The following is a 25,454-nucleotide window of genomic DNA, read 5'->3' on the forward strand; positions in this document are numbered from 1 at the left end:
CGTTAGCGCGCCAGCAGGTGCGCCTTTTCCTTCACATCCTTGAACTGCTCCGCCTCGGGCAGCGCCATCTTGGTCTTCGTGATCGAAGGCCAGTTGCGCGAGAGGTCGGCATTGATCTTGATGAATTGCTGCTGGTCGGACGGCACGTCTTCCTCGGCGAAGATGGCGTTGACCGGGCATTCGGCGACGCACACGGCGCAGTCGATGCACTCGTCGGGGTCAATCGCCAGGAAATTCGGGCCTTCGCGGAAGCAATCGACCGGGCAAACATCGACGCAGTCCGTGTAGCGGCAGGCGATGCAGGATTCGGTGACAACGTGGGTCATAACAGTCCTATCTATATGGGGGCGCTGGAGTGGGCTTGCTGCAAATTCGGCAACGATAACTTCAGCAAAGCACTGTATTTTAAGGCAATTCGACTTTTCTAACAATTCGCGCTTAGACACAATACAAATAAGCAAATTCGCCCCGCGCGAGCGCTGGCGCGGGCCGCAGGGGGATCAGGCGGAGAGGATACGGTCGAGCAGGGGCTGCCAGCGCTGCTGGGCGGGCCCGCCGTCTTCGGGGAAGGAGATGCTGTGCTGCCGCCCTTGGTCGGCAATGTCGATGGTCCAGCGCATGAAATCGGCCCCCACGCTCTCCTCGGCCGCAGGGGCGGCGAAAAAGCCGCTGTCGCGGACAGCGGCCTCCAGTGCCGGGCCGGCGGCGCAGGCCTGCGTATCGACCTCGTGCCGTCGCACGAGGCCGGCGAAGCCGCCGCTGCCCTTCACCGTGATCTTCATCTTATTTGACGGCTTCTTCCTCGCTGCTGGCCGGTTCGTTCTGGGGCCGGCGCGCCGCGTAGCCCTGGCACCACTTGGCCAGGGCCTGGCGTTCGCTCTCCAGCACGCCTTCCAGGTCGAAGTACTGGGCGTTGTTCATGGTGCCGCAGCAGGCGCGCCGGTCCTGGAGCGCGCCGGGCGCGTCTTCCACCATGGGGGCCAGGGACACGCCGGACTGCTGGTCGTCCGTGAGCGGCACGGGCGACACCACCACCTCGCGCAGGGCGAAGCGGTTGCGGATGAAGTTGCGGTATTCCACCGGCTTGCCGTCCGCCTCGCAGATCTTGAGCATCTGGTTCACCACGTGCGAATAGTTGGCGTTGCGGTCGGGGGCCGCCACCAGTGAGCGCAGGGTCAGGCTGCACACGTAGTTGCCCACGCGGTGCAGCAGGGCCGCGTCGTCGACCAGCCCGGGCTGGCGCTCGAAGGCGAAGATGTCGGCCAGGATGTCGTAGACGGCGCCCGTGAACACCTGGGAGATGGCGTGCACTTCGTTGCCCGTTTCCGAGAGCTTCAGGTCGTTGTCCGCATTGCGCAGGCCGTTGGTGCGGCCCAGCGCCAGGCCGAACTGTTCGGCCATGTCGGCGAGGAAGGTCTTGTCGTGCAGGTCGGCCTTGGTCTGGGCGATCACGGCCTCCACCTGGTCCAGCTGGGAAAGGCAGAGGAAGATGGCCGTCAGGTCGCCGAACGCCTCGTGCAGGCCGCCCGTCTGCGGCGGGGCGCTGCTCAGTATCCACATGGGCTTCAGGCCGTCCAGCACGGCATGGCCCGTTTCATGGGACACGATGTCGAAGGAGCGGCAGGTGAAGATGCGGTCGGTGGAGCCGCTGGGCACGAAGTCGCCGAACTTGAGGGCGCGGTCGCTGCGGCTGTAGTAGGCGTTCATCACGTTCGGCAGGCCGTGCGGGAAGACCTGCAGGGGATTCGTGTTCTGGCCGCTGTTCCAGGCCCAGGGCAGGGGCGCGCCGCTGTCGCCCTCGGCCAGCACGCGCTGGTACATGGTCAGGGTCTGGCGCACCACGGCGAAGGTGTGCACGGCGTCGAACTGGTCGGTGTTGGGCGACATGATGAAGTCGCCGAAGGCGTTCGGCGAGACCGGGGCGATGCCCGGCTGGCCATAGGTGATGCGGGCGTCGCGCGGGCCTTCCAGGATCACGCCCGGAATGAAGGCCTTGCGGGTGCCCAGTTCGCTCACCGAGGGGTCCTGCTTCCACATCAGCACGCGCGAACCGGCGGGCGGGGTGGCGGGCAGGCTGGGCGAGAGGCCCGCGTTCTTCAGGCGCGGCTGGCCGGGCTGCTGCGTCAGCGCGGCGGCCCGGCGGTGAATGCGGTAGGGCGCGGAGGGCGTGGGCACATAGCCCACCGGCAGCGCGACGGATTTGGTGAGCACGGCCTCGACCGGCACAATCACTTTCTCGTCCATGGTACATCTCCTTGTTTGGCTCGTGCGGTCGCGGGGCCGCATGCGATTAGCCATGGTCGCGCCGTGCACCGAAGGACCGTTTGATCCAGCGCAAACCTCGCGCTGTCGTACAATCCCCGCACCGCTCACTAATCCGGAGAAACCTGCGTGACCCCCAGCCCCATCGAGCTAGCCGGCGCCATCCTGTTTGCCATCGCCATCCTGCACACCTTCACGGCCTTCTACTTTTCGCGCCTGGGCGAGCGCTTCCCTGCCCACGCCGGTATCTGGCATCTGCTGGGCGAGGTGGAAGTGGTGTTCGGCTTCTGGGCGCTGGTGCTGGTGCTGTTCATCTTCGTGCAGGGCGGCTCGGGGCGCGCCGTGGAATACCTGGACGGGCGCAATTTCACCGAGCCCCTCTTCGTCTTCGTCATCATGGTGATGGCGGCCACCCGGCCCATCCTGCAGACGGTGAAGTCCGGCATCGGCCTGCTGGCGCGCGCCGTGCCGCTGCCGGGCAGCATGGGTTTCTACTTCATCGTGCTCACCCTGGTGCCCCTGCTCGGCTCCTTCATCACCGAGCCCGCCGCCATGACGCTGGGCGCCCTGATCCTGGCCAGGGGGCTGTTCGCCAGCGGCCTGTCCGAACGCCTGAAGTACGCCACCCTGGGCGTGCTGTTCGTGAACGTGTCCATTGGCGGCACGCTCACCTCCTTCGCCGCGCCGCCCGTGCTGATGGTGGCGGCCAAATGGAACTGGGACATGGCCTTCATGCTCACCCACATCGGCTGGAAGGCCGCGCTGGCGGTATGCGTGAATGCGGCGGCGGTGACGCTGCTGTTCCGGCGCGAGCTTGCTGCCCACCGGCCGGCGCTGGAGGAGCGCCAGGAAACCGTGCCATGGCAGCTGGTGGTGGTGCACCTGCTGTTCCTCGCCGGTGTCGTCGCCTTCTCCCACCACACGGCCGTCTTCATGGGCCTCTTCCTGTTCTTCCTCGGCGTGACGGATGCCTACGAGCGCTTCCAGGACCGCCTGATCCTGCGCGAAGGCCTGATGGTGGCCTTCTTCCTGGCCGGGCTGGTGGTGCTGGGCGGGCAGCAGCAGTGGTGGCTGCAGGACCTGCTGATGAGCATGAGCAGCACGGCCGTGTTCTACGGCGCGACCGCGCTGACGGCCGTCACGGACAATGCCGCGCTGACCTACCTCGGTTCGCTGGTGGAAGGCCTGAGCGGGGAGTTCAAGTACGCGCTGGTGACCGGCGCGGTGACGGGCGGCGGCCTGACGGTGATCGCCAATGCGCCCAATCCGGCCGGGATGTCGATCCTGAAGGCCTACTTCGACAATGAATCGGTCAGCCCGCTCTATCTGTTCCTGGCGGCGGTGCCGCCCACCCTGGCCGCCATCCTGGCTTTCCGCCTGCTCTGAGGCTGTGGCATCATTGCGCCTTTTGCGTAAGCGGTAGAGTACATGGCAGACATCAACATCGTGCAGGCGCACAGCCTGGCGCCGGAGCAGGCGCGGGCGGCGGCGGAACAGGTGGCGGGACGCATCGCCGAGGAATTCGGCCTGTCCTGCAACTGGCAGGGCGACGTGCTGCGCTTCGAGCGCAGCGGCGTGGAGGGCGCGCTGACCCTGGCGCCGCAGCAGGCGCAACTCCAGATCAAGCTGGGCTTCCTGTTCGGCGCCTTTGCCCCGGCCATCGAAGGCAAGGTGGCGGAGAAGATGCGGAAGGTGTTTGCGGGCCAGGCCTGAACGGCCCGGCCGGAAGAGGGCGGATCAGCCCTTCAGTTCTTCGATCAGGTCGATGTACTGCTGCTTCGCCTCGTCCTGCGCGGTGCCCTGCAGGGCGGCCCAGGCGTCGAACTTGGCGCGGTTGACGAAGTCCGTCATGCCCGGGCGCTCGCCCGTGGCGTCGCCGCTCGAGCCCTGCTTGTACAGGGCGTAGATCTTCAGCAGGGTCATGTTGTCCGGGCGTTCCGGCAGGTTCTTGGAATCGGCCACGGCCTGGTCGAACTGTTCTTGCAGACTCATTCTTGTTCCTCTTTGTGTGGGTTGCGATGCGCCATCATACCGAGGATGGCGCGCTTTGCCGTAGAGGATGCGCTCCAATGAAAAACGGCGGTTCAAGGCATCCCTGAGGGAGTCCTTGAACCGCCGTTCTGGCGGAATGCCGGGGAATTACTTCTTCTTGGTCGGGTTCACTGCCGCTTTCAGGGTAGCGCCAGCCGAGAATTTCGGGGTTTTCGACGCTGCGATCTTGATCGCTTCGCCGGTGGCAGGATTGCGGCCTTTGCGTGCTGCGCGCTTGGCGACGGAGAAGGTGCCGAAGCCGGTGATGCCGACCGTGTCGCCCTTTTTCAGACGCTCGGTAACGATGGCAATCAGAGTGTTCACTGCATCGTTGGCGGCTGCGCCGGACATCTCGGTACGCTTCGCAAATTCTGCAATCAGTTCGCCTTTTTTCATTACTACCTCCTTGGTTAATGGAGCGCGCAGATTAGCACAATAATTGCCAAATGTAATCCTTTCTCGATGAAGAAACCCATACAGTAGCTGGCTTGCCACGGCAAAGGTCCGCAAACGCCCCGCCAATCGGGGCATGCTGCACCGCACACCATGCGAGCCGGGCGCAGTGACCTGGCGGGCCGGTGCTAATATGGAAGCGGATGCCGACAGGTGCGAAGCGAGGATCGATATGAGCTTTTCGGACGAGATTCTGATGGCCTACGCGGCGGGCGAGCTGGGCGCGGATACGCGCCGCGCCGTCGAGCTGGCCATGCACAGGGATGCCGCGCTGGCGCGCCGCGTAGCGCAGTACAAGGCCATGCGCAATAACGCCTTCGCCGGTTTCGCGCCGGCCGGGGAAGCGGCGCCGCAGCTGGTGCGCGGGCTGCGCCAGGCCACTGTCATCAACCTGGGCGAAGTGCGCGCGAAGCGCGAAGCGAGCCAGCTGGCCGCGCGCAAGGCGGCCCAGCCCAGCCGCTGGAGCTGGCAGGTGTGGGGCGCCCTCGCGGGCGTGCTCGTGATCGGCGTGCTGGCCGGGAAGTTCGGGCTCGACTATTTCAGCCAGCCCGACCTGGGCAAGATCGACACCATCTCCAGCCACGACGGCGGCCTGACGGCGCAGGGCCGGCTGGCCGTCGCGCTCGACCAGCAGCTTTCCGCCGAAGGCGCCCAGCTGGCGGGCGCGGCGCCGGTCACGGCCGCCGCCGCGGCCAGCCCCGTGCGCATCGGCGCGAGCTTCGTGTCGACGGAGGGCGGCTACTGCCGCAGCTTCGTCAGCGGCGGCCACGCCCAGGATCTGGCGGGCATCGCCTGCAAGGTGGGGCAGGAGTGGCGCATTCCGATGGTGGTGCAGAACCCGCGCATGGGCGGCTTCCGCTCGCCGGAGTTGCCCGCCCCCGTGCTGCAGGCGGTGGAGCAGCGCATCAGCGGCGAGCTGCTCGATCCGCGCGCCGAACACGAGGCCATGCAGCGCGGCTGGCAGCGCTAGATTTTCTGTGCAGGCAGGGTTGACGCCGGGCTTCATGCCCGGCTTTTTTTTTGGTATTCACGGACATGCGAAATTTGGTCATTCTGGCGAAGTACTGCTTGATAAGTTGGAAAACTGTTGCTTTTTGTTCTTACCAAGACATTAAAACGCCCGGAAAGGCTTGCTTTCATTGACACACGACAAAGGCAGATGATTTCATAGCGCATCAGTCCGCCAGATGCCACGAGCCGGAGCGGGCCGAACCATAAAGTTGGCCTTTCTAGTCCACGAAAATTACTTCCGGGAGTATTCATGAAATTTAGCACTGCGGGCATTCCGCGTACTGCTGTCGCTCTGGCGGTCGGTATGCTGATCTCGTCGGTTGCTTACGCGCAGAGCGCCGAAGGTTCCATCTTCGGCCGCGGTAAGCCAGGCGAGAAAGTTACCATCACCAGCACCGAGACCGGCCTGTCGCGTACCGTGACGGTCGACGCAAACGGTTCCTTCACCGCTGCCAAGCTGCAGCCGGGCGCCTACCAGGTTATTTCCGGTGGCCAGACCCGCGACGTGACCGTGTCCATCGGTTCGGGTACCAGCGTGGCTTTCGACACGCCGACCACCGTGACCATCTCGCGTGCCCGCAGCGCCATCGACGTGTCGAGCGTCGAGTCCAACACCGTGTTCACCGCCGAGCAGCTGCGCGCCCTGCCAGTGGCACGTGACGTGAACGCCGTCGCCATCCTGGCGCCGGGCGTGGTCAAGGGCGACCCGGACCTGGGCGCTGGCGGCCTGCCAGCCTTCGCCGGCGCTTCCGTGGCGGAAAACGGCTACTACATCAACGGCTTCGACGTTACCAACATCCGTAACTTCCTGTCCTATGCCAACCTGCCCTTCGACGCCATCGGCTCGCAGCAGGTCAAGAGCGGCGGCTACGGCGCGGAATACGGCCGTTCCCTGGGCGGCGTGATCTCGATCGCGACCAAGCGCGGTACGAACAAGTGGCAGGCCGGCGGCGCTGTCATCTTCGAACCGGAGAGCCTGCGCGCCAAGGGCACCGACACCCTGAGCAAGAACGACGAAGGCGACAAGTACCTGAACTACGAATCGCCGAACAAGTTCCAGACCCTGACCTATGACGTGTACGCTGGCGGCCCGCTGATCAAGGACCAGCTGTTCTTCTTCGGTATCATCGAAGGCAAGAGCAACAAGCGCGACATTTTCCAGAATGGTAACAGCTACCACCGCACGGACAAGCAGCCGAACGGCATGATCAAGCTGGACTGGACCCCGAACGACATGCACCGCGTGGAGTTCACCGGCATCACCACCAAGCGCAAGTACGAGTACACCGACTACGCCTACACCGGCTACCGCACCTCGCACACCGGCAACGGCGAAGCCTCCGAGATCACCGGCGGCGGCCACACCCTGATCGGTAAGTACACCGGCTACCTGACCGACTCGCTGACCGTCTCCGTGCTGGGCGGCAAGGTCAAGGAAAAGGTCGACAAGACCACCGGCGCCCGCATGTCCGCCCTGCAGTGCCCGACCGTGTACGACAAGGACGTGAACCTGCTGGGCTGCTGGAAAGAGCCGTTCAGCTCTTCCGCCTGGAAAGATCCAAAGGCTGGCGACGACGAAGACAACCGCAAATCGTGGCGCTTCGACGTGGACTACACCTGGAAGAACCACACCTTCCGCGGCGGTGTCGACAACCAGAAGTTCACCTCCAAGGCTGCCGGCGGCACCTTCTCGGGCGACGTGTACTGGCGTTATAACGTCACCGGCGCATCGGGCGTGATCAACGGCGTGAACATCGGCCCGGGCCAGCAGTACGTCCGCAAGCGCGAGATCCGCTCCACCTCCGGCTCCTTCGAAGTGCAGAACGATGCCTACTACATCGAGGACAACTGGAAGATCACCCAGGACATCCTGCTGTACGGCGGCATGCGCTGGGAATCCTTCGACAACCGCAATGGCGACGGCGTGAGCTTCGTCAAGGCCGACAAGCTGACCGCACCGCGCCTGGGCGTGGCATGGGACGTGAACGGCGACGCATCGCTGAAGGTGTTCGCGAACGCCGGCCGCTACTACATCCCGGTCGCTTCCAACACCAACATCCGCGCCACCCGCGGCGAACTGTCGCGCGACACCTTCTACCGCTACACCGCGGTTGATCCGGTGACCGCAGCGCCGACCGTGAGCACGCAGATCGGCAACGTGGTGCAGAACGACGACGGCCAGCTGCCGCATCCAGCCACCATCGCCGACATGGGCCTGAAGCCGATGTCGCAGGACGAGCTGATCCTGGGCTTCCAGAAGTCGATCGCCAAGGGCTGGAGCGCCGGCGTGCGCGGCATCCACCGCAAGGTGCAGAACGGCATGGACGACTACTGCCAGCACAGCGGCTTCGACAAGTACATGCAGGAGAAGGGCTACAGCCACTTCGACTCCGGCTCGATGGCGCAGTGCATGATCATCAATCCGGGTAACGACGTGACCCTGATGGTCGACGCAGCGGACGACGGCAAGCTGATTCCGATCACCTTCCCGGCCAGCTACCTGGGCCTGGACAAGTACAAGCGTACTTACAGCGCCCTGGAATTCACCCTGGACCACCCGTTCGACGGCAAGTGGGGCCTGAACGTGTCCTACGTTCTGTCCAAGTCCAAGGGCACGGCTGAAGGCTACGTGAACTCGATCATCAACCAGGAAGACGCCGGCGTGTCGCAAGACTTCGACTTCGCTTCCCTGGACGACGGCGCCAACGGCTACCTGGCCAACGACCGCCGCCACGTGTTCAAGAGCTACGGCTACTACATGCTGACCGACACCCTGCGCCTGGGCTTCAACGCGCAGATCGCGTCGGGCCGTCCGGTAAGCTGCATCGGCTTCGTACCGCCGACCGCAGCCGACTTCGACGACGCAGCCGGCTACAGCACCGCCTCCTCGTTCTACTGCCTGAACGAGAAGACCAAGCTGGCCGAACTGCACAGCCGCGGCACCTTCGGCCGTACGCCATGGACCACCACCCTGGACATGTCCCTGGCCTACCTGCCGAAAGTTGCTAACGGCAAGCTGACCCTGCAGCTGGACGTGTTCAACGTGCTGAACAGCCGCCGTGCGACCGAGTACTCGGAAGTGCGCGACTTCAGCCGTGCTACGTCGAACTCGACCAACCCGAACGAAAACCAGCTGGACCTGAACTGGAAGTCGCCAACCGGCTACCAGGAAGGCCGTTCGGTGCGCATGACCGCACGCTACGAGTTCTAAGACTCCCTGCGTGACATGGCCCCTCGCGGGGCCATAAGAAAACCCCGGCAGCTGTCGCCAGCTGCCGGGGTTTTTGTTTGGGGGCCTTACTTCTTCTCTTCGTCGTCCGAACCCACCACGGCCTTGCCGACCGAGTAGGCGCCCTTGCCGACGGCCACGCCCGCGCTGACGGCGGTGGAGGCCACCGTGACGCCCGCGCCCACGACGGCGCTGGTCGCGGCCACGACGGCGCAGCCGCTCAGCGCGGCAGTGGCCGCCAGCGCGCAGGGCGCCAGCAGCGCGCGGTACAGCCGGGGCATCAGACGTCCAGCAGTTCGACGTCGAAGATCAGGGTGGCGTTGGGCGGAATCACGCCGCCCGCGCCGCGGGCGCCATAGCCCAGGTCCGCCGGGATGATCAGCTGGCGGGTGCCGCCCACCTTCATGCCCTGCACGCCTTCGTCCCAGCCGCGGATCACCATGCCCGCGCCCAGCGCGAACTCGAAGGGATCGTCGCGGTCCTTGCTCGAATCGAACTTGGCGCCCTTGCTGCCGTCGGCGTTCTGCAGCCAGCCGGTGTAGTGGACGGTGACGTTCTGGCCGGCCCTGGCCTCGGCGCCTTCGCCGGTGGTGATATCGTCGTACTGCAGTCCCGATGGGGTGGTGGTAATGGCCATGGTGCTCCTTGATGGTGGGTGGAAGCTGTTGCCAGCTTAGCCTTTGATTGTAATCCACGCACCGCCGCCGCGCCATGGTGTTGGCATTCCTTCCACGAGTGTGGACAAGGAGGCATGACCTTCTGCAAAGAGCTGTTGTGCGCGGCGCGCAATCTCCTCCAAATCTTGTCGGCTATAACTATTCTTCGCGCGTTTCCCCGTAAAATAAGGCCTTGTATCCTCTCTCGCGAGCTTTCCCATGTTCCGCAGTATCCGCCGCGCCTCCGTCTTCTTCCTTCTGCTGGCAGGCTTCCAGGCCGCGCAGGCCAATGTCGTTGTCGTGCTCAATTCGCGCGACGCGACCGTGCAGCTGCTCGACCAGGGCACGCACAAGAGCCTGGAGACCTTCGCCGTGGGCAAGGAGCCGCACCACCTCATGGCCACGCCGGACAACAAGTCCCTGATCGTTGCCTCGGCCGTGGGCAACGAGCTGGTCTTCCTCGATCCGAAGACCGGGCAGGTGCAGCGCCGCGTCAAGGACATCCTCGATCCCTACCAGATCGGCTTCTCGCCGGACCAGAAATGGTTCCTGGCCACCTCCCTGCGCCTGGACCGCGTGGACCTGTACAAGTACAACGGCAAGGACTTCACGCTGAGCAAGCGCGTGCCCCTGCCCAAGCTGCCCAGCCATATCGCCTTCGACGCGAAGAGCACCATGGCCTTCGTCACCCAGCAGGGCAGCGACCAGATCAGCGCCATCGACCTGGCCACCCAGAACGTGAAGTGGACCATGCCGGTCGGGAAGCTGCCGGCCGGTATCGCGATGACGCCGGACGACAAGTACCTGCTGGTGGGCATCATGGGCAGCGACTATGTGGAAGTGATCGACTGGCGCGCGCAGAAGTCCGTCAAGCGCATCAAGGCCGGCGCGGGCACGCACAACTTCCGCGCCCAGGGCGACAACCGCCTGACCTATGTCTCGAACCGCGTGTCGAACACCATCAACATCATCGACCAGAAGACGCTGGAGAACGTGGGCACCATCAATGTGCCGGGCGGCCCGGACTGCATGGAAATCACGGACGACGGCAAGACCATGTGGGTCACGCTGCGCTGGATCAAGAAGGTGGCCGTGATCGACCTGCCTTCGCGCAAGGTGGTGAAGATGATTCCCGTCGGCCGCTCGCCGCACGGCGTGTTCTTCGCCAATTCCTCGGCCCGCATGTAAGGAGCCCGCTGCGAGGCGCCAATGAAGCGACACGCTTTCCGCAACGCCATCGGCGGAGCGGCCCTCCTGGCCGCCGGGACCGCCCATGCGGCCTGCAGCGGCACCATCTACCTCACCTTCGACACCGGCAGCCAGTCGCAGGCCGAACTGATCGCCGCCACCCTGAAGCGCCACCACATCAAGGCCACCTTCTTCCTCGCCAACGAGAAGACGGTGCGGGGCGACTATTCGCTCGACCCGTCCTGGGCCGATTACTGGAAGGCGCGCGTGGCCGAAGGCCATGCCTTCGGCACCCACACCTTCGACCACGTCTATTATGAAAAGGATGCGCCGGACGGCCGCATCCAGGTCAAGCCGCAGTTCGGCGCCCACGCGGGCCAGCGCGAAGTGTGGACGCCGGAGCAGTACTGCACTGAACTGAAGCGGGTGGACGAGCGCTTCGAACAGCTCACCGGCCGCCGCCTCGACCCCCTGTGGCGGGCGCCGGGCGGGCGCACGTCGGCGCGCACCCTGGCGGCCGGGAACAGCTGCGGCTACCGGCACGCCGGCTGGGCGCCCGCGGGCTTTTCGGGCGACGAGCTGTCAAGCGCCAGTCATCCCAATGCGCTATTGTTGAAGCGGGCCCTGGACGGCCTGCGCGACGGCGACATCTTCATGGCCCATATGGGCATCTGGTCGCGCAGGGACCCCTGGGCCCCGGCCAACCTGGAGCCGCTGATCGCGGGACTGGAGAAGAAGGGCTTCTGCTTCGCGACCCTGCGCGAGCATCCCGCCTATTCACCTTATATGAAACAACGATGATCGACACCCTGACCGACTGGTTTGCCATGGCCCAGGCCTGGCTGTTCCAGACCGTGATCGAACCCCTGCTGTACTACGCGGGCCTGGGCGACGTGGTCGAAGACGCCTTCGAGGGCACCGAGTGGTTCCTGATCGGCATCTGCGAACTGGTGCTGATCTTCCTCGTGCTGCGCCCGATGGAGTCCATGATTCCCGTGCACCGCTTCGACGATCCGCGCGCGCGCTGGAACGATTTCGTCTACACCCTCCTGCACCGCATCGGCCTGTTCCCGGTGCTGATCTTCTTCACCGTCGATCCCCTCATGGACCATGTGACGGCCTGGCTGCACCTGGAGAACATCAGCGCCTTCAACCTGGAGAACCTGGCGCCGGACATGAGCCCCCTCACCAGCTTCTTCATCTACTTCGCCGTGCTGGACTTCTTCGATTACTGGTTCCACCGCGCCCAGCACCAGTTCCGCTGGTGGTGGGGCCTGCACAGCCTGCACCACAGCCAGCAGAACATGAACCTGTGGAGCGACGACCGCAACCACGTGCTGGACGACCTGCTGCGCGACCTCTACATGGCCCTCATCGCGCTCGGCATCGGCGTGCCGCCCAGCCAGTACGTGCTGCTTGTTTCGCTCTCGCGCATCCTGCAAAGCCTGCAGCATGCGAATGTGCGCATCCACTTCGGCTGGCTGGGCGAGCGCCTGCTGGTGTCGCCGCGCTACCACCGCATGCACCACGCCATCGGCGTGGGCCACGAATCGAAAGGCAAGGGCTCCCTGGGCGGCTGCAACTTCGCCGTGCTGCTGCCGGTGTGGGACATCCTTTTCCGCACCGCGAACTTCACGCCCAGCTTCGAGGCCACGGGCGTGCGCGACCAGCTGCCGCGCACCGATGCCGACGGCCATGTGCTCAAGCCGGGCCGCAACTACGGGCGCGGTTTCTGGCAGCAGCAGTGGCTGGGCCTGAAACGCATGGTGGAATTCGCCAGCGCCAGGAGGCCGGGCTGATGCGCGCCGTTGCCAACGCCTACGGCCGCGCGCTGCTGTCCCAGCTGCACGGCAAGATGCTCGTCCTCAGCGTCGTTCCCTTCGCGCTTTCCGTGGCGCTGTGGGCCGCGCTGCTCTGGCTGGGCCTCCAGCCCCTGCTGGACTGGCTGCACATGCACTTCGTGGACTACGAGATCTTCCGCAGCACCAGCAGCTGGCTCGAATGGCTGGGCATGGGCATGCTGAAGACGGTGGTCGTTCCCTTCTTCGCCATGCTGCTCCTGCTGCCGCTCATGATCCTGACGGCCCTGGTCTTCATCGGCGCCGCGGCCATGCCTGTGATCGTGCGCCATGTGGGCGGGCGCCATTTCCCGGAGCTGGAACGCAAGCGGGGAGGGAGCCTGCTGGGCGGCCTGGGCAAGGCGCTCGGCTCCTTCGCCATCTTCGTGGGCGTGTGGTTCTGCACCTTGCCCCTGTACGCGCTGCCGCCGCTGGCCGTGCTGTCCTCGGCCCTGCTGTGGGGCTGGCTTACCAGCCGCGTCATGAGCTACGACGCGCTGGCCGACCATGCCAGCGAGGAGGAGCGCCACACCCTGGTGCGCGAACACCGCTGGCAGCTGCTGGCCATCGGCGTGGTATCGGGCGCTGCCGGTTCCCTGCCTGCTGTACTGTGGGTAGGGGGCGCGGCCATTGCCGTCGTCTTCTTCCCTTTCCTGCTGGCGGCGTCGATCTGGCTCTATGTATTGATATTTATCTTCACGGGCCTGTGGTTCGAATACTATTGTCTTGAAGCGCTGGCCCAACTGCGGCGCCGGCCGCGGGAGCTTACTGTCGAACAGGACTGAGCATGGCAATCGGACTGATCATCATTGGCGACGAAATCCTGTCGGGCAAACGCACCGACCAGCACTTCCCCAAAGTGGTGCAGCTGCTGGCGGCGCGCGGCCTGCAGCTGGGCTGGGCCGAATTCCTGGGCGACGAGCGCGAACGCATCGCCGATACCCTGCGCCGCACCTTCGCCAGCGGCGACATCGTGTTCTGCTGCGGCGGCATCGGCGCCACGCCGGACGACCATACGCGCCAGGCGGCGGCGATCGCGGCGGGCCAGCCCCTGGTGCTGCACGAAGAGGGCAAGGCCATGATCCAGCAGCGCATCCGCCAGATGGCGCAGGAGGCGGGCCACGAGGCCGACCTGGACGCGCCGGACAACCTGCAGCGCCTGCAGATGGCCGAATTTGCGGAAGGCGCGAGCCTGATCCCCAACCCCTACAACAATGTGCCTGGCTTCTCCATCGGCAGCCACCACTTCGTGCCCGGCTTTCCCGTGATGGCCTGGCCCATGATCGAGTGGGTGCTCGACACGCAGTACGCGCAGCTGTTCAACCGCGAGCCGCGCGCCGAACACGCGGTGCTGGTGTACGAGGCGGCGGAAGCGGCGCTGACACCCCTGATGCTGGCGCTGGAAGAAGCCTTCCCGCGCATCAAGGTGTTCAGCCTGCCCAGCGTGGGCGATGCGCAGACGCGCCGCCATATCGAACTGGGCGTGAAGGGCGAGCCCGAACAGGCCGCCGCGGCGTTTGCGCGCCTGTGCGGAGAACTGGAAAAACTGGGCGCGGAATTCCGTCCGGCCGAGTTGTCCGGATGACAGCAGGCGTCGTTGTTTTTTTGCGAAAAAGCTGGGGCCCGATGAGATTTTCAATTGTATCGCCCATGCACGTTTGCCTGATGTGGTGCAATGGCATTGCACGCAGTAACTTTGTCTGAACTTATGTCTTCCCAATACGATCAAGAAAGTCCGCGCCTGGACGAAGAGCAGTCCGCCACTCCGCCGCCTTCGGAGCCCGGCAAGAGCAAGCGCTCCCGCAACGCCTTCATTGTGCTGATGCTGGTGCTGCTGTCCCTGGCGGTATGGTGGATGCTGCGCGAATTCCGCACCTCGGCCATGCAGGCCAGGTATTTCACTCATCTGGTCAAGCAACTGAACTACAAGGTCGAGCCGGGGCCGAGCGACGCCATCCGCTTCCCGCACGACAGCCCCTACGACGAGCGCCTGGGCTATGCCAACCTGCCGGACTACCTGAGCAAGCTGAAAACGCGCGACTACGAAATCACCTCGCAGGCGCGCTTCTCGCCCAAGATGGTGGAGCTGTCGGACATGGGCGTGTTCACCACCTACCGCGAAAAGACGCGCACGGGCCTGACCATTTACGACTGCCGCGCCCAGCCCCTGTTCTCCACCAGCTATCCGGAACGTATCTACCCGGGCTTCGAGCAGGCGCCCGCCGCACTCGTGCAAAGCCTGCTGTTCATCGAGAACCGCGAGCTGCTGGACAAGACCTACCCGAAACGCAATCCCGCCGTGGAGTGGGACCGCCTGTCCAAGGCCGTGCTGGAAAAGACCGCCAGCGCCGTGGGCGCGGGCAGCCACCGCGCCGCGGGCGGCAGCACCCTGGCCACGCAGATCGAGAAGTACCGCCATTCGCCCGAGGGCCGCACCGGCTCCATGAAGGACAAGCTGCAGCAGATGATTTCGGCCTCGCTGCGCGCCTACCAGCAGGGCGAGGACACCACCGCCGTGCGCCGCCAGATCGTGGTGGACTACCTGAACACCGTGCCCCTGTCGGCCAAGCCGGGCTATGGCGAAGTGAACGGCATCGGCGACGGCATGTGGGTGTGGTACGGGCGCGATTTCGACGAAGTGAACCGCCTCCTGGGCGGCAAGATGGACCAGCCGGGCAGCGCGCTCGCCTTCAAGGAGGCGCTGAGCCTGCTGATCGCGCAGCGCCGCCCCAGCCACTACCTGGGCGACGGCGACGAAGACCTGGAAGTGCTGGCCAACAGCCACCTGCGCCTGCTGGCCCAGGCGGGCATCATCACGCCCGCCCTGCGCGACAAGGCGCTGAAGGAAAAGCTGCATCCGGCCCACGGCTCGGGCCTGCAGTCGGCGCCGCCCATGAGCTATGTGGCGAAGAAGGCATCCAACGCCGTGCGCGTGCACCTGGCCAATCTGCTGGGCGACAACCGCATGTACAACCTGGACCGGCTGGACCTCTCGGTGGTGTCCACCCTGGACGCGGACGCGCAGAAATCCGTCACGCAGGTGCTGCGCGACCTGAAGGACGCCGAGACCGCGCAGAAGGCGGGCCTGACGGGCAAGGGCATGCTGGGCAACGGCGACCCGGCCAATGTGGTGTACAGCTTCACGCTGCTGGAGAGGGGCGACAACGTCAACTACCTGCGCGTACAGACCGATAACTACGACCAGCCGCTGGACATCAACGAAGGCGCGAAGCTGGACCTGGGTTCCACCGCCAAGCTGCGCACCCTGGTGACCTACCTGGACATCGTGGACCAGCTGTGGAAGAAGTACAAGGACAAGGGCCCGGATGAACTGAAGAAGGTGGCGGTCGATCCCAAGGACCGCCTGAGCGCCTGGGGCATCGAATACATGCTGGCGACGCCGGCCGCCAAGCGCAGCCTGCCGGACATGCTGAACGCGGCCATGGAGCGCAAGTACTCGGGCAACCCGGGCGAAGGCTTCTTCACGGGCGGCGGCCTGCACTACTTCGGCAACTTCTCGAAGGAAGACGACTCGCGCATCCTCACCGTGCGCGAAGGCCTGCGCCGCTCCACCAACCTGGTCTTCGTGCGCCTGATGCGCGACGTGGCCAAGTACTATTCCTTCCAGATGCCCGGCTCTTCGGCCACGCTGCTGGCGGACGCCGACGACCCGCGCCGCGCCGATTACCTGGCGCGCTTCGCGGACATGGAAGGCAAGGAGTTCCTGTCGCGCTTCTACGCCAAGTACAAGGGCAAGAAGGTCACGGAGCTGGACCGCATCCTGGTCGACAGCGTGCGCCCGACGCCGGTGCGCCTGGCGAACATCCACCGCACCCTGTTCCCGAAAGCGTCGCTGGACGAATTCACCATGTTCGTGAACGGCAACCTGCAATCGCAGAACGAGGTGCCGGACGACCGCCTGCAGCGCATGTACGACCAGTACGCGATGGACAAGTGGAGCCTGGCCGACCGCGGCTACCTGGCCAATGTGCACCCGCTGGAACTGTGGCTGGTGGCCTACCTGCGCTCGCACGACGGCGCCAACTTCAGCGACGTGGTCGCGGCCAGCGAGAAGGAGCGCCAGGAGGTCTACCAGTGGCTGTTCAAGACCCACCGCAAGCATGCGCAGGACAAGCGCATCGCGGGCCTGCTGGAGATGGAGAGCTTCATGGAGATCCACCGCCAGTGGAAGAAGATGGGCTATCCATTCGATTCGCTGGTGCCGTCGTACGCGACCACGCTGGGCGCATCGGCCGACCGTCCCGCCTCGCTGGCCGAGATGATGGGCATCATCATCAATGGCGGCGTGCGCAAGACCACGCAGCGCATCGAGTCGCTGCACTTCGCGGCGGGCACGCCATACGACACCAAGGTGGGCAAGGCGAAGAGCACGAGCAACGAGCAGGTGCTGGCGCCTGAAGTGGCGCGCCAGGTGGCGGACGAGATCAAGGGCGTGGTATCGGACGGCACGGCCAAGCGCGTGAAGGCGGCCTTCGTGGGCGCGGACGGCGCGATCATTCCCGTGGGCGGCAAGACCGGCACGGGCGACCAGCGCTTCGACGTGTACGCGGCGGGCGGACGCCTGATCGAATCGCGCTACGTGAACCGCTCGGCGACTTTCGTCTTCAATATCGGCGAGCGCTTCTTCGGCAGCATGACGGCCTATGTGCATGGCCCCGAGTCGAAGAACTACGACTTCACCTCGGCGCTGCCGGTGCAGCTGCTGACGGTGCTGGCGCCAAGCCTCATGCCCCTGATCGAACCGCAGACGGCGGCCAAGCCGGGCGGCTCGGTAGCCGCTGCCGCCGCCGCCCTCGGCGCCCCCATCAAAGCCTGCGGGCGCTAAGAGCTCGCGGCAGAGGGGACGGACCCCGGACGGGGAGCTCGGCGCCCCCGTCTGTCCCCGAAAACATAGTCCGCCACCGAACGCAGTTTGCGCCGACCGTGTTCGGCGGTCGACTGGGCTACCGGGGACAGACCCCCCGAGGTCTGTCCCCTCCGTCCCGTGTCCCTTATACTTTGCGGATGAAACCTATCCGCCAGCGCGTCGGCCGCATCCTGAAATTTACCCGCTTCTCGTTCCGTGATCTCGTTGCGAGCGCGGCGCCCACGGTGGCGCTGATCGCCGCGGCCTGCGTGGCCGCCTACCTGATCGTCGATCCCGCCCCGCCGCGCCAGGTCACCCTGGGCACGGGCCAGGAGAACAGCGCCTACGACCGCATCGGCCAGAAGTACGCCCAGGAGCTGGGCAGGCACGGCATCGCCGTCACCCTCCAGGGCTCGCACGGCTCGCGCGAGAACCTGCGCCGCCTGAACGACCACAAGGTCGATATCGCTTTCGTGCAGAGCGGCTCCACCGACCAGGCTGAGGCCGAGCGGCGCGGCCTCGTGTCCCTGGGCAGCCTGTTCACCGAGCCGCTCTGGCTCTTCCTGCGCGAGGAGAAGGGCCATGCGCCCATCGCCCGGCTCACGCAGCTGAAGGGCATGAAGATCAATATCGGCGCCAAGGGCAGCGGGGCGCCGCGCCTGTTCCGCCAGGTGCTGGAGGTGAACGGCGTCGATGTGAAGGAGGTGCAGGCCAGCCAGCTCGATAACACGCCCGCCACCATCGAGCTGCTGGAGGGCCGTATCGACGGCATGGTGTTCGCGGCCGCGCCGGACGATCCCCTGATCCAGATGCTGCTGCAGACGCCCGGCATCGCGCTCTTCGACTTCACCCAGGCCGAGGCCTATACGCGCCGCCTGCCTTTCCTCACCCATGTGACCCTGCCGCGCGGAATCGTGGACCTGGGCCGCGACCTGCCCGCGCACGACTACCAGCTGATCGCGCCCACCGCCACGCTCGTCGCGCGCGAGGACCTGCACCCGGCCCTGGTCGATCTCTTCGTGCAGGCGGCCGCCCGCATTCACGGCGGGGCAGGGTGGTTCCAGCAGCAGGGCCAGTTCCCTTCGCCGCGCTTTTCCGAGATTCCGGTGGCGCAGGAGGCGGCCAAGTTCTACAAGGACGGCCCGCCCTTCCTGCAGCGCTACATGAACTTCTGGCTGGCCAATTTCTTCGACCGCATGTGGGTGGTGGTGGTGGCGCTGGGCGCGCTGATCCTGCCCCTGTCGCGCGTCGTGCCGCCGCTGTACGTGTGGCGCATCCGTTCCCGCATCTACCGCTGGTATGGCCAGCTGCGCGCCGTGGAGCAGGCGCTGGAGGCCGCCGCGCCCGGGGAGCTGGAGGCCGTGTGCCGCGCCCAGCTCGAACGGCTCAACGATATCGAACACCGCGTCAACCGCCTCTCCATCCCGCTCTCCTTCGCCGACGATCTGTACGGCTTGCGCAGCCATATCAACTTCGTGCGCGACCGCATCCAGAATCAACTACGTAGTTCTACGGAGTGATCGTACTTGTTAAAACGAAACAATGTTGTTTCTTCCCCAAACGGTGAATATTTGGTTCCGAATTAATTGACAGGTAAGCAGGCTCGTCACTACATTAAATTAGGTCTTCACGCGCAAGACCGAATAAGCCTCATCGTTCGATCAAGCCTCAAAAAAAAACCGAAGGGATCAACAATGCAGAGAAATACCGTTCCAAACAAGAGCCTGCTCGCAGCAACCATCGCTTCCCTGTTCGCCGGTGCGGCCTTCGCCCAGTCGGCGCCGCCAGCGGGCGACAATACGGCCACCGTGGTGGTGACCGGCACCCGCGTTTCCAACCGCACTGTGCTCGACACCTCGGCCCCGGTCGACGTCATTTCGGCCGACAGCATCAAGAACACCGGCGTGCCCGAGATCAGCCAGGCGCTGTCCGTGGCGCTGCCGTCCCTGAATTTCCCCCGTCCCGGCCTGGCCGACGGCACCGACACCATCCGCCCGGCCACCCTGCGCGGCCTGGCGCCTGACCAGACCCTGGTGCTGGTGAACTCCAAGCGCCGCCACACCTCCTCGCTGGTGAACCTGAACGGCACCATCGGCCGCGGTTCGGCCGCCGTGGACATGAACACCATCCCTACCGCGATGGTGAAGAGCATTGAAGTGCTGCGCGACGGCGCGTCCGCCCAATACGGCTCGGACGCCATCGCGGGCGTGGTGAACATCCGCCTGCGCACCGACCGCACCGGCGGCGAAGCGACCGTGAGCTACGGCGCCCGCCTGACCGAATACGAGTTCGCCGTGGCGCCGCCGCCAGCGGGCGCCAACTGGTCCGCCGGCCCCACCTCGCGCAAGCGCACCGACGGCCAGACCGGCACCGTGAGCCTGTGGAAGGGCCTGGGCTTCGGCGATACCGGCTATGTGACCATCGCCGCCGAATACAAGGACCAGGCGCACACGGAGCGCAGCGGCTACGACATGCGCCAGCAATACCCGCTGGTGAACGGCGCCTTCGATCCGCGCGAAGCCACCATCAACCGCTTCAACGCCTGGTACGGCGAGCCCGAGATGAAGCAGTCCACCGTCTTCGTCAACGCGGGCAACAACCTGGGCGACGGCGTGAAGCTGTACGGCTGGACCAGCTACCAGAAGCGCGAAGCGCGTTCGGGCGGCTTCTTCCGCCGCGCCCTGCAGGACAACAACACCATCCAGATCTATCCGAACGGCTTCCTGCCGATCATCGCTCCGGATGTGGACGACTTCAGCGCGGCAGGCGGCGTGACCTGGACCCTGGGTTCCTGGGACATGGACACCTCCCTGAGCTACGGCAAGAACAAGATGGACTACACCATCGAGAACACGCTGAACCGCTCGATCGGCCCCTCGTCCAAGACCAGCTTCGACGCAGGCGGCTACTCCTACGACCAGCTCACCTTCAACCTGTCCGGCGTGCGCCAGTTCGACGTGGGCTTGGCGTCGGACCTGAACGTGGCCGTGGGCGCCGAAGCGCGCCGCGAGGGCTACAAGCTGGAGGCGGGCGAGCCGGACTCCTACCGCAACGGCGGCGTGCTGCTGCCGAGCGGCGCGCCCACCGCTTCCGGTTCCCAGGTCTTCCCTGGCTTCCGTCCGAGCGACGCGTCGAACAACCACCGCACCGCGCTGAGCGTGTTCGCCGACTTCGAAGCGAACCTGACCCAGAACTTCCTGGGCTCCTTCGCTGTGCGCGGCGAGCACTATTCCGACTTCGGCAACAACTGGTCGGGCAAGCTGGCAGGCCGCTACAACTTCACCAAGGACTTCGCCCTGCGCGGTTCGGTGCAGAACGGCTTCCGTGCGCCGTCGATGCAGCAGCAGTTCTTCACCTCGACCTCGACCAACTTCATCAACGGCGTGCCGTTCGACATCACCACCTTCAAGCCGAGCGATCCGGCGGCGGTGGCGATGGGCGCCAAGCCGCTGGAAGCCGAGAAGTCTACCAACTACTCCTTCGGCGCGGTGATGAAGCTGGGCCGCGGCAGCCTGACCGTGGACGGCTACAAGATCAAGATCCGCAACCGCATCGTGCTGTCGGAGAACCTGACCGCCGCCAACGTGCGTAACTTCCTGACTTCGCGCGGCTTCGTGGGCATCGGCGGCGGCCGCTTCTTCATCAACGGCGTGGACACCACGACCGATGGCGTGGACGTGGTCTTCAACCATCCCTTCTCCCTGGGCCAGGCCGGCAAGCTGGACCTGACGGTGGCGGGCAACTACACGAAGACGGATGTGACCCGCGTGCCTGCGACGGCACAGCTGGCAGCCCTGAGCCCGGCGCCCATCCTGTTCGACCGCGTCAACGTGCTGACCTTCGAGGAAGGCACGCCGAAGACCAAGTTCTCGGCCAGCGGCACCTGGTCCATGGGCCCTTGGGGCGCCACCCTGCGCGCCACGCGCTACGGCAAGATCCTGACTCCGGCATCGCCTGCGACGCTGGACCAGTGGGCATCGGCCAAGACGCTGGTGGACCTGGAGGGCCGCTATGCCTTCAGCAAGCAGCTGTCGCTGGCCGTGGGCGCGGACAACCTGTTCGACCAGTATCCTGACGCCTACACCACGGCGCAGAATACGACCGGCAATGCGCCGTTCTCGAACTACTCGCCGTTCGGCCGTTCGGGCCGTTACGTCTACGCCCGCATGAGCTACGCGTTCTAAGAAAGCGCAGCCAGAAAGCCCGTCCCGGTCCGCCGGGGCGGGCTTTTGTACTTTGGGCAACGCTTCGATACAAAACCTTCACAGCAGGAAACTTGCCTGATACACAAGCTTGGGAAGATGGGCAGCCATGCACATCTCCTTCTCACAGCTTGCGCGCGGCGGCTTCTATCTGCTGGCGCTGTTCCTCTTCTGCCTGAGCTACTGGATCCACCGCTACTTCGGCGATCCGGACATCGGCCAGATCGCCTACCACCTGCAGTTCGGCGTGGAGCTCGTGCGCAGCTCGGATCCTGTCTTCACGCGGCGCTTCATCCGCTGGTGCGTGCTGGCGCCCCTGCTGTTCCTGGCGCTGCTGTGGCTGGCCGAGTCGCGCCTGCCCGCGGCAGGCGCGCCCTGGCTGCGCAGGCTGCACCGCTTCTTTCCCCAGCTGCTGCTGGCGGCCGCGGCGCTGTTCTGGCTGTGCGACCTCTCGGCCCTGAAGTACGCGGGCGCCCGCTTCGGGCCCGATTACTTCGGCGCACACTATGTGCGCCCCGATCCCGCCGCGCTGAAGGCGAAGGCGCCGAAGAACCTGATCCTCATCTACGTGGAAAGCCTGGAGGCGGGCTATGCCGACCGTGCCGCCTTCGGCCGCGACCTGCTGGCGCCCCTGGGCGGGCTGCGCGCCGCCAGCTTTCCTGTCTATGCGCAGGCGCCAGGAACAGGCTGGACCATTGCAGCCATGGTGGCCACGCAGTGCGGCGTGCCGCTGGAGCGCGTCACCCTCTTCGACGGCAACACCCAGGGCCAGGTCATGGATTCCTTCCTGAAGAGGGCCGTCTGCCTGCCGGACCTGCTGGCGGCCCAGGGCTACCGCAACGTCTTCCTGGGCGGCGCCTCCACCGGCTTTGCGGGCAAGGACAAGTTCCTGCGCCAGCACCACTACCACGAGATCCTGGGCCGGGAGGAGTGGCTGCGGCAGGGCGCCGCGGCGGGCGCCATGAACGGCTGGGGGCTCAACGATGCCGACCTGTTCCGCCAGGCGCGGCGCAAGCTGGGCGAGCTGGCCGCGTCGCGCCAGCGCTTCAACCTGACCCTGCTCACCTCCGACATGCACGAGCCGGGAAACTACCTGTCGCCGGACTGCGCCAGGCAGGGTTTCGCCGCTTTCGCGGGCGTGGTCGCCTGCACGGCGCGGGAGGCCGCGGCCTTCGTGGAGCATGTGCGGCAAAGCGGCCTGATGGAGAGTACCAGTATCGTGATCGTGGGCGACCACCTGGCGCGCAAGAATCCCCTGTCCGCCCGGCTGGAGCGGCAGGCGCGGCGCAGCATCTTCAATGCCTTCATCGCGCGCGAGGCGCCGCGGCCGAACCGGGAGCAGCTGCTCCATTTCGACCTGCTGCCCACCATCCTCGAGTTTTCTGGCTTCGAGGTGCCGCAGGGGCGCCTGGGCCTGGGCTACAGCGGTTTCGGCGTCCATGAGGACCGGCCGCCGCCGGGCCGCCTGCGGGACATGGAGCGCGACCTGCTGAACCGCTCGGGCGAGTACCTCGCCCTGTGGTCCGATGCGGGCCTTTAGGCGCCCATCCAGGGCAGGCCCGCCTTGCACCAGCCGCCCACCGTCTTGCGGTGGCCTGCCGCGTCCTTGTCGCCCTCGAAGCCTTCCAGGATGTCGTAGCACTGCGTGTAGCCGTTCTCGGTGGCCAGCCTGGCCGCATGGCGCGAGCGCACGCCGGAGCGGCACAGGAAGAGCAGCACCTCGTCCTGCTTCGCCACGGCCGCCAGCTGGGACAGGAAATCCGGGTTGGGCACGCCGCCCGGCCAGGTGCTCCATTGCACGGCGGCATGCTGGGCCTCCGGCAGGATGACGCGGCCCACCCAGTCCCGCTCCGCATTGGTGCGCACGTCCACCAGCCGCACTGCGGGATCGGATTTCAGCAGCTGGAACGCCTCTTCCGGCGTCACGGCACCGGCATAGGGGAGGGAGGTGTCGCGCGCGCGGGCGCGTTCGAGAATCTGCTCGGGGCTTGCCATGGGCTGTCTTTCCGTTTTGATCTTCGTTTATGATATTCATGCACCACAGCGATGCATTTTCACCATAACAGTGCAAAATGCCATGAATGCACCTTAACGGTGCAGTGACTCGCCATGGTGCAGAGCCTTGCTAAAAGGATTCTAGCGCTGATGCCGGCTGGCATGAAACATGCTTTAACAAACTACGAGCTTAGTGCCGCAGTCCGCTGCGGCAGCCCTTTTCACTTAGGAGATACGCATGGCAATGACCGCCGAAGAAGTACTGAAGATGGTAAAAGAAAACGAAGTCAAATTCGTTGACTTCCGTTTCGCCGACACCCGTGGTAAAGAGCAGCACGTGACCGTGCCTGTGTCCGCCTTTGACATCGACAAGTTCGAATCGGGCCACGCCTTCGACGGTTCTTCGATTGCAGGCTGGAAGGGCATCGAGGCCTCCGACATGCTGCTGATCCCCGATCCCAACACCGCCAATATCGACCCCTTCATGGAAGAGACCACGCTGTTCATGCAGTGCGACGTGATCGAGCCTTCCGACGGCAAGGGCTACGACCGCGACCCGCGCTCCATCGCCAAGCGCGCGGAAGCCTACCTGAAGTCCTCCGGCCTGGGCGACACCGCCTACTTCGGCCCGGAACCTGAATTCTTCATCTTCGACTCGGTGAAGTGGAAGATCGACATGTCCGGCGCGATGGTCAAGATCGACTCCGACGAAGCTTCCTGGTCCACCGACAAGGACATCGAAGGCGGCAACAGCGGCCACCGTCCGACCGTGAAGGGCGGCTACTTCCCGGTGCCTCCGGTCGACTCCTTCCAGGACATGCGCTCTGAAATGTGCCTGATCCTGGAATCCATGGGCATCCCGGTCGAAGTGCACCACCACGAAGTGGCGGGCGCAGGCCAGAACGAAATCGGCACCAAGTTCTCGACCTTGGTCGAGCGCGCCGACTGGACCCAGAACCTGAAGTACATCGTCTGGAACGTGGCCCACAGCTACGGCAAGACCGCCACCTTCATGCCGAAGCCTGTGGTGGGCGACAACGGCTCGGGCATGCACGTGCACCAGTCGATCTGGAAGGACGGCAAGAACCTGTTCGCAGGCGACGGCTACGCCGGCCTGTCCGACTTCGCCCTGTACTACATCGGCGGCATCATCAAGCACGCCAAGGCCCTGAACGCCATCACCAACCCCGGCACGAACTCGTACAAGCGCCTGGTGCCCGGCTACGAAGCGCCGGTGAAGCTGGCCTACTCGGCCCGCAACCGTTCGGCCTCGATCCGTATTCCGCACGTGGCGAACCCGAAAGGCCGCCGCATCGAAACCCGCTTCCCTGATCCGCTGGCCAACCCGTACCTGTGCTTCGCGGCGCTGATGATGGCGGGCCTGGACGGCGTGCAGAACAAGATCCATCCGGGCGAAGCAGCGTCGAAGGACCTGTACCACCTGCCGCCGGAAGAAGACGCGCTGATCCCGACCGTCTGCGCATCGCTGGAAGAGGCACTGGATCACCTGAACAAGGACCGCGAATTCCTGACCCGCGGCGGCGTGTTCACCGACTCCATGATCGACGCCTACATCGAGCTGAAGATGACCGAAGTGACCCGCATGCGCCAGACCACGCATCCGGTCGAATTCGACATGTACTACTCGCTGTAATGGCGCTGCCGCCGGCCCGCGGGCCGGCTGCCGGAGAACGCGAGGCAAGCCTGTGCTTTCCTCGCGTT

At 65.3% G+C, this 25,454-nt stretch carries 22 protein-coding genes; 14 read left to right on the forward strand and 8 right to left on the reverse strand.

Annotated features, from left to right (window positions below):
* Positions 1-2 precede the first annotated feature (2 nt).
* From fdxA to LSQ66_RS02275, 3 genes are all read right to left on the reverse strand, one after another.
* Entirely contained in the window at positions 3-326 is a 324-nt protein-coding gene (fdxA, locus tag LSQ66_RS02265; protein ID WP_231768197.1) for a ferredoxin FdxA, read from the reverse strand.
* A gap of 174 nt (positions 327-500) precedes the next feature.
* Positions 501-782 (reverse strand): protealysin inhibitor emfourin, encoded by a 282-nt coding sequence (locus LSQ66_RS02270; protein ID WP_231768198.1) that lies wholly within the window; start codon positions 780-782, stop codon positions 501-503.
* Position 783: 1 nt separating this feature from the next.
* Positions 784-2,244, reverse strand: coding sequence for a gluzincin family metallopeptidase (locus tag LSQ66_RS02275; protein ID WP_231768199.1), 1,461 nt, complete (start codon positions 2,242-2,244; stop codon positions 784-786).
* Positions 2,245-2,391: 147 nt separating this feature from the next.
* On the opposite strand from LSQ66_RS02275, the gene LSQ66_RS02280 reads away from it, so the two are divergent.
* Both LSQ66_RS02280 and LSQ66_RS02285 read left to right on the forward strand, forming a co-directional pair.
* Positions 2,392-3,648 carry a putative Na+/H+ antiporter gene (locus tag LSQ66_RS02280; protein ID WP_231768200.1) on the forward strand — a complete coding sequence of 419 codons (1,257 nt, stop codon included), beginning with the start codon at positions 2,392-2,394 and terminating at the stop codon, positions 3,646-3,648.
* Between the two features lie 42 nt (positions 3,649-3,690).
* On the forward strand, positions 3,691-3,975 hold the full coding sequence (locus LSQ66_RS02285) for a polyhydroxyalkanoic acid system family protein (RefSeq protein WP_231768201.1): 285 nt from the start codon (positions 3,691-3,693) through the stop codon (positions 3,973-3,975).
* A 24-nt stretch (positions 3,976-3,999) separates the two neighbouring features.
* Here the strand turns inward: LSQ66_RS02285 and LSQ66_RS02290 are convergent, their stop codons facing one another.
* A complete protein-coding gene (locus tag LSQ66_RS02290) occupies positions 4,000-4,254 on the reverse strand; it encodes an acyl-CoA-binding protein (protein WP_231768202.1) in 255 nt (84 codons plus the stop codon).
* A gap of 147 nt (positions 4,255-4,401) precedes the next feature.
* Positions 4,402-4,689 (reverse strand): HU family DNA-binding protein, encoded by a 288-nt coding sequence (locus LSQ66_RS02295; protein ID WP_050409188.1) that lies wholly within the window; start codon positions 4,687-4,689, stop codon positions 4,402-4,404.
* 229 nt (positions 4,690-4,918) lie between these two features.
* Between LSQ66_RS02295 and LSQ66_RS02300 the strand changes: the two genes are divergently transcribed.
* Both LSQ66_RS02300 and LSQ66_RS02305 read left to right on the forward strand, forming a co-directional pair.
* The gene (locus LSQ66_RS02300; protein ID WP_231768203.1) at positions 4,919-5,716 is read left to right on the forward strand and encodes an anti-sigma factor family protein; all 798 of its coding nucleotides are present in this window, start codon (positions 4,919-4,921) and stop codon (positions 5,714-5,716) included.
* Positions 5,717-6,007: 291 nt separating this feature from the next.
* Complete coding sequence (locus tag LSQ66_RS02305; protein WP_231768204.1) at positions 6,008-8,968, forward strand: TonB-dependent receptor; 2,961 nt, start codon at positions 6,008-6,010, stop codon at positions 8,966-8,968.
* A gap of 86 nt (positions 8,969-9,054) precedes the next feature.
* On the opposite strand, the gene LSQ66_RS02310 is transcribed toward LSQ66_RS02305, so the two are convergent.
* Both LSQ66_RS02310 and LSQ66_RS02315 read right to left on the reverse strand, forming a co-directional pair.
* On the reverse strand, positions 9,055-9,267 hold the full coding sequence (locus LSQ66_RS02310; RefSeq protein ID WP_231768205.1) for a hypothetical protein: 213 nt from the start codon (positions 9,265-9,267) through the stop codon (positions 9,055-9,057).
* A complete protein-coding gene (locus LSQ66_RS02315) occupies positions 9,267-9,623 on the reverse strand; it encodes an FKBP-type peptidyl-prolyl cis-trans isomerase (RefSeq protein WP_231768206.1) in 357 nt (118 codons plus the stop codon). Before LSQ66_RS02315 ends, LSQ66_RS02310 begins: the two co-directional genes overlap by 1 nt.
* 238 nt (positions 9,624-9,861) lie before the next feature.
* Here LSQ66_RS02315 and LSQ66_RS02320 point away from each other — a divergent pair, with 238 nt between their 5' ends.
* From LSQ66_RS02320 to LSQ66_RS02360, 9 genes are all read left to right on the forward strand, one after another.
* A complete protein-coding gene (locus tag LSQ66_RS02320; RefSeq protein ID WP_231768207.1) occupies positions 9,862-10,830 on the forward strand; it encodes a YVTN family beta-propeller repeat protein in 969 nt (322 codons plus the stop codon).
* 21 nt (positions 10,831-10,851) lie between these two features.
* Complete coding sequence (locus LSQ66_RS02325; RefSeq protein ID WP_231768208.1) at positions 10,852-11,631, forward strand: polysaccharide deacetylase family protein; 780 nt, start codon at positions 10,852-10,854, stop codon at positions 11,629-11,631.
* Positions 11,628-12,629, forward strand: a complete 1,002-nt coding sequence (locus LSQ66_RS02330) for a sterol desaturase family protein (protein ID WP_231768209.1) — start codon at positions 11,628-11,630, stop codon at positions 12,627-12,629. Before LSQ66_RS02325 ends, LSQ66_RS02330 begins: the two co-directional genes overlap by 4 nt.
* A complete protein-coding gene (locus LSQ66_RS02335; RefSeq protein ID WP_231768210.1) occupies positions 12,629-13,453 on the forward strand; it encodes an EI24 domain-containing protein in 825 nt (274 codons plus the stop codon). Before LSQ66_RS02330 ends, LSQ66_RS02335 begins: the two co-directional genes overlap by 1 nt.
* 2 nt (positions 13,454-13,455) lie before the next feature.
* Entirely contained in the window at positions 13,456-14,253 is a 798-nt protein-coding gene (locus LSQ66_RS02340; protein WP_231768211.1) for a competence/damage-inducible protein A, read from the forward strand.
* 123 nt (positions 14,254-14,376) lie between these two features.
* Positions 14,377-17,514, forward strand: coding sequence for a transglycosylase domain-containing protein (locus tag LSQ66_RS02345; protein WP_231768212.1), 3,138 nt, complete (start codon positions 14,377-14,379; stop codon positions 17,512-17,514).
* 179 nt (positions 17,515-17,693) lie between these two features.
* Entirely contained in the window at positions 17,694-19,055 is a 1,362-nt protein-coding gene (locus LSQ66_RS02350) for a TAXI family TRAP transporter solute-binding subunit (RefSeq protein ID WP_231768213.1), read from the forward strand.
* A 174-nt stretch (positions 19,056-19,229) separates the two neighbouring features.
* On the forward strand, positions 19,230-21,719 hold the full coding sequence (locus tag LSQ66_RS02355) for a TonB-dependent receptor plug domain-containing protein (protein WP_231768214.1): 2,490 nt from the start codon (positions 19,230-19,232) through the stop codon (positions 21,717-21,719).
* Positions 21,720-21,846: 127 nt separating this feature from the next.
* Positions 21,847-23,277 carry a sulfatase-like hydrolase/transferase gene (locus LSQ66_RS02360; protein ID WP_231768215.1) on the forward strand — a complete coding sequence of 477 codons (1,431 nt, stop codon included), beginning with the start codon at positions 21,847-21,849 and terminating at the stop codon, positions 23,275-23,277.
* On the opposite strand, the gene LSQ66_RS02365 is transcribed toward LSQ66_RS02360, so the two are convergent.
* A complete protein-coding gene (locus LSQ66_RS02365) occupies positions 23,274-23,732 on the reverse strand; it encodes a rhodanese-like domain-containing protein (protein WP_231768216.1) in 459 nt (152 codons plus the stop codon). The two genes, LSQ66_RS02360 and LSQ66_RS02365, sit on opposite strands and share 4 nt — an antisense overlap.
* Before the next feature lie 238 nt (positions 23,733-23,970).
* Between LSQ66_RS02365 and glnA the strand changes: the two genes are divergently transcribed.
* On the forward strand, positions 23,971-25,386 hold the full coding sequence (gene glnA, locus LSQ66_RS02370; protein ID WP_231768217.1) for a type I glutamate--ammonia ligase: 1,416 nt from the start codon (positions 23,971-23,973) through the stop codon (positions 25,384-25,386).
* The last annotated feature ends 68 nt before the right edge of the window (positions 25,387-25,454 follow it).

It is taken from the genome of Massilia endophytica (assembly GCF_021165955.1).
GTDB classification, from domain to species: domain Bacteria; phylum Pseudomonadota; class Gammaproteobacteria; order Burkholderiales; family Burkholderiaceae_D; genus Rugamonas; species Rugamonas endophytica.

Excerpts from the sequence above, each read along its gene's own strand:
- LSQ66_RS02285 (WP_231768201.1), top strand. The coding sequence starts at position 3,691 with ATGGCAGACATCAACATCGTGCAGGCGCACAGCCTGGCGCCGGAGCAG.
- LSQ66_RS02305 (WP_231768204.1), top strand. The coding sequence starts at position 6,008 with ATGAAATTTAGCACTGCGGGCATTCCGCGTACTGCTGTCGCTCTGGCG.
- LSQ66_RS02270 (WP_231768198.1), bottom strand. The coding sequence starts at position 782 with ATGAAGATCACGGTGAAGGGCAGCGGCGGCTTCGCCGGCCTCGTGCGA.
- LSQ66_RS02300 (WP_231768203.1), top strand. The coding sequence starts at position 4,919 with ATGAGCTTTTCGGACGAGATTCTGATGGCCTACGCGGCGGGCGAGCTG.
- LSQ66_RS02360 (WP_231768215.1), top strand. The coding sequence starts at position 21,847 with ATGCACATCTCCTTCTCACAGCTTGCGCGCGGCGGCTTCTATCTGCTG.
- LSQ66_RS02325 (WP_231768208.1), top strand. The coding sequence starts at position 10,852 with ATGAAGCGACACGCTTTCCGCAACGCCATCGGCGGAGCGGCCCTCCTG.
- LSQ66_RS02290 (WP_231768202.1), bottom strand. The coding sequence starts at position 4,254 with ATGAGTCTGCAAGAACAGTTCGACCAGGCCGTGGCCGATTCCAAGAAC.
- LSQ66_RS02310 (WP_231768205.1), bottom strand. The coding sequence starts at position 9,267 with ATGCCCCGGCTGTACCGCGCGCTGCTGGCGCCCTGCGCGCTGGCGGCC.
- LSQ66_RS02330 (WP_231768209.1), top strand. The coding sequence starts at position 11,628 with ATGATCGACACCCTGACCGACTGGTTTGCCATGGCCCAGGCCTGGCTG.
- LSQ66_RS02365 (WP_231768216.1), bottom strand. The coding sequence starts at position 23,732 with ATGGCAAGCCCCGAGCAGATTCTCGAACGCGCCCGCGCGCGCGACACC.
- LSQ66_RS02335 (WP_231768210.1), top strand. The coding sequence starts at position 12,629 with ATGCGCGCCGTTGCCAACGCCTACGGCCGCGCGCTGCTGTCCCAGCTG.
- LSQ66_RS02340 (WP_231768211.1), top strand. The coding sequence starts at position 13,456 with ATGGCAATCGGACTGATCATCATTGGCGACGAAATCCTGTCGGGCAAA.
- LSQ66_RS02345 (WP_231768212.1), top strand. The coding sequence starts at position 14,377 with ATGTCTTCCCAATACGATCAAGAAAGTCCGCGCCTGGACGAAGAGCAG.
- LSQ66_RS02315 (WP_231768206.1), bottom strand. The coding sequence starts at position 9,623 with ATGGCCATTACCACCACCCCATCGGGACTGCAGTACGACGATATCACC.
- LSQ66_RS02355 (WP_231768214.1), top strand. The coding sequence starts at position 19,230 with ATGCAGAGAAATACCGTTCCAAACAAGAGCCTGCTCGCAGCAACCATC.
- LSQ66_RS02275 (WP_231768199.1), bottom strand. The coding sequence starts at position 2,244 with ATGGACGAGAAAGTGATTGTGCCGGTCGAGGCCGTGCTCACCAAATCC.
- LSQ66_RS02295 (WP_050409188.1), bottom strand. The coding sequence starts at position 4,689 with ATGAAAAAAGGCGAACTGATTGCAGAATTTGCGAAGCGTACCGAGATG.
- fdxA (WP_231768197.1), bottom strand. The coding sequence starts at position 326 with ATGACCCACGTTGTCACCGAATCCTGCATCGCCTGCCGCTACACGGAC.
- glnA (WP_231768217.1), top strand. The coding sequence starts at position 23,971 with ATGGCAATGACCGCCGAAGAAGTACTGAAGATGGTAAAAGAAAACGAA.
- LSQ66_RS02350 (WP_231768213.1), top strand. The coding sequence starts at position 17,694 with ATGAAACCTATCCGCCAGCGCGTCGGCCGCATCCTGAAATTTACCCGC.
- LSQ66_RS02320 (WP_231768207.1), top strand. The coding sequence starts at position 9,862 with ATGTTCCGCAGTATCCGCCGCGCCTCCGTCTTCTTCCTTCTGCTGGCA.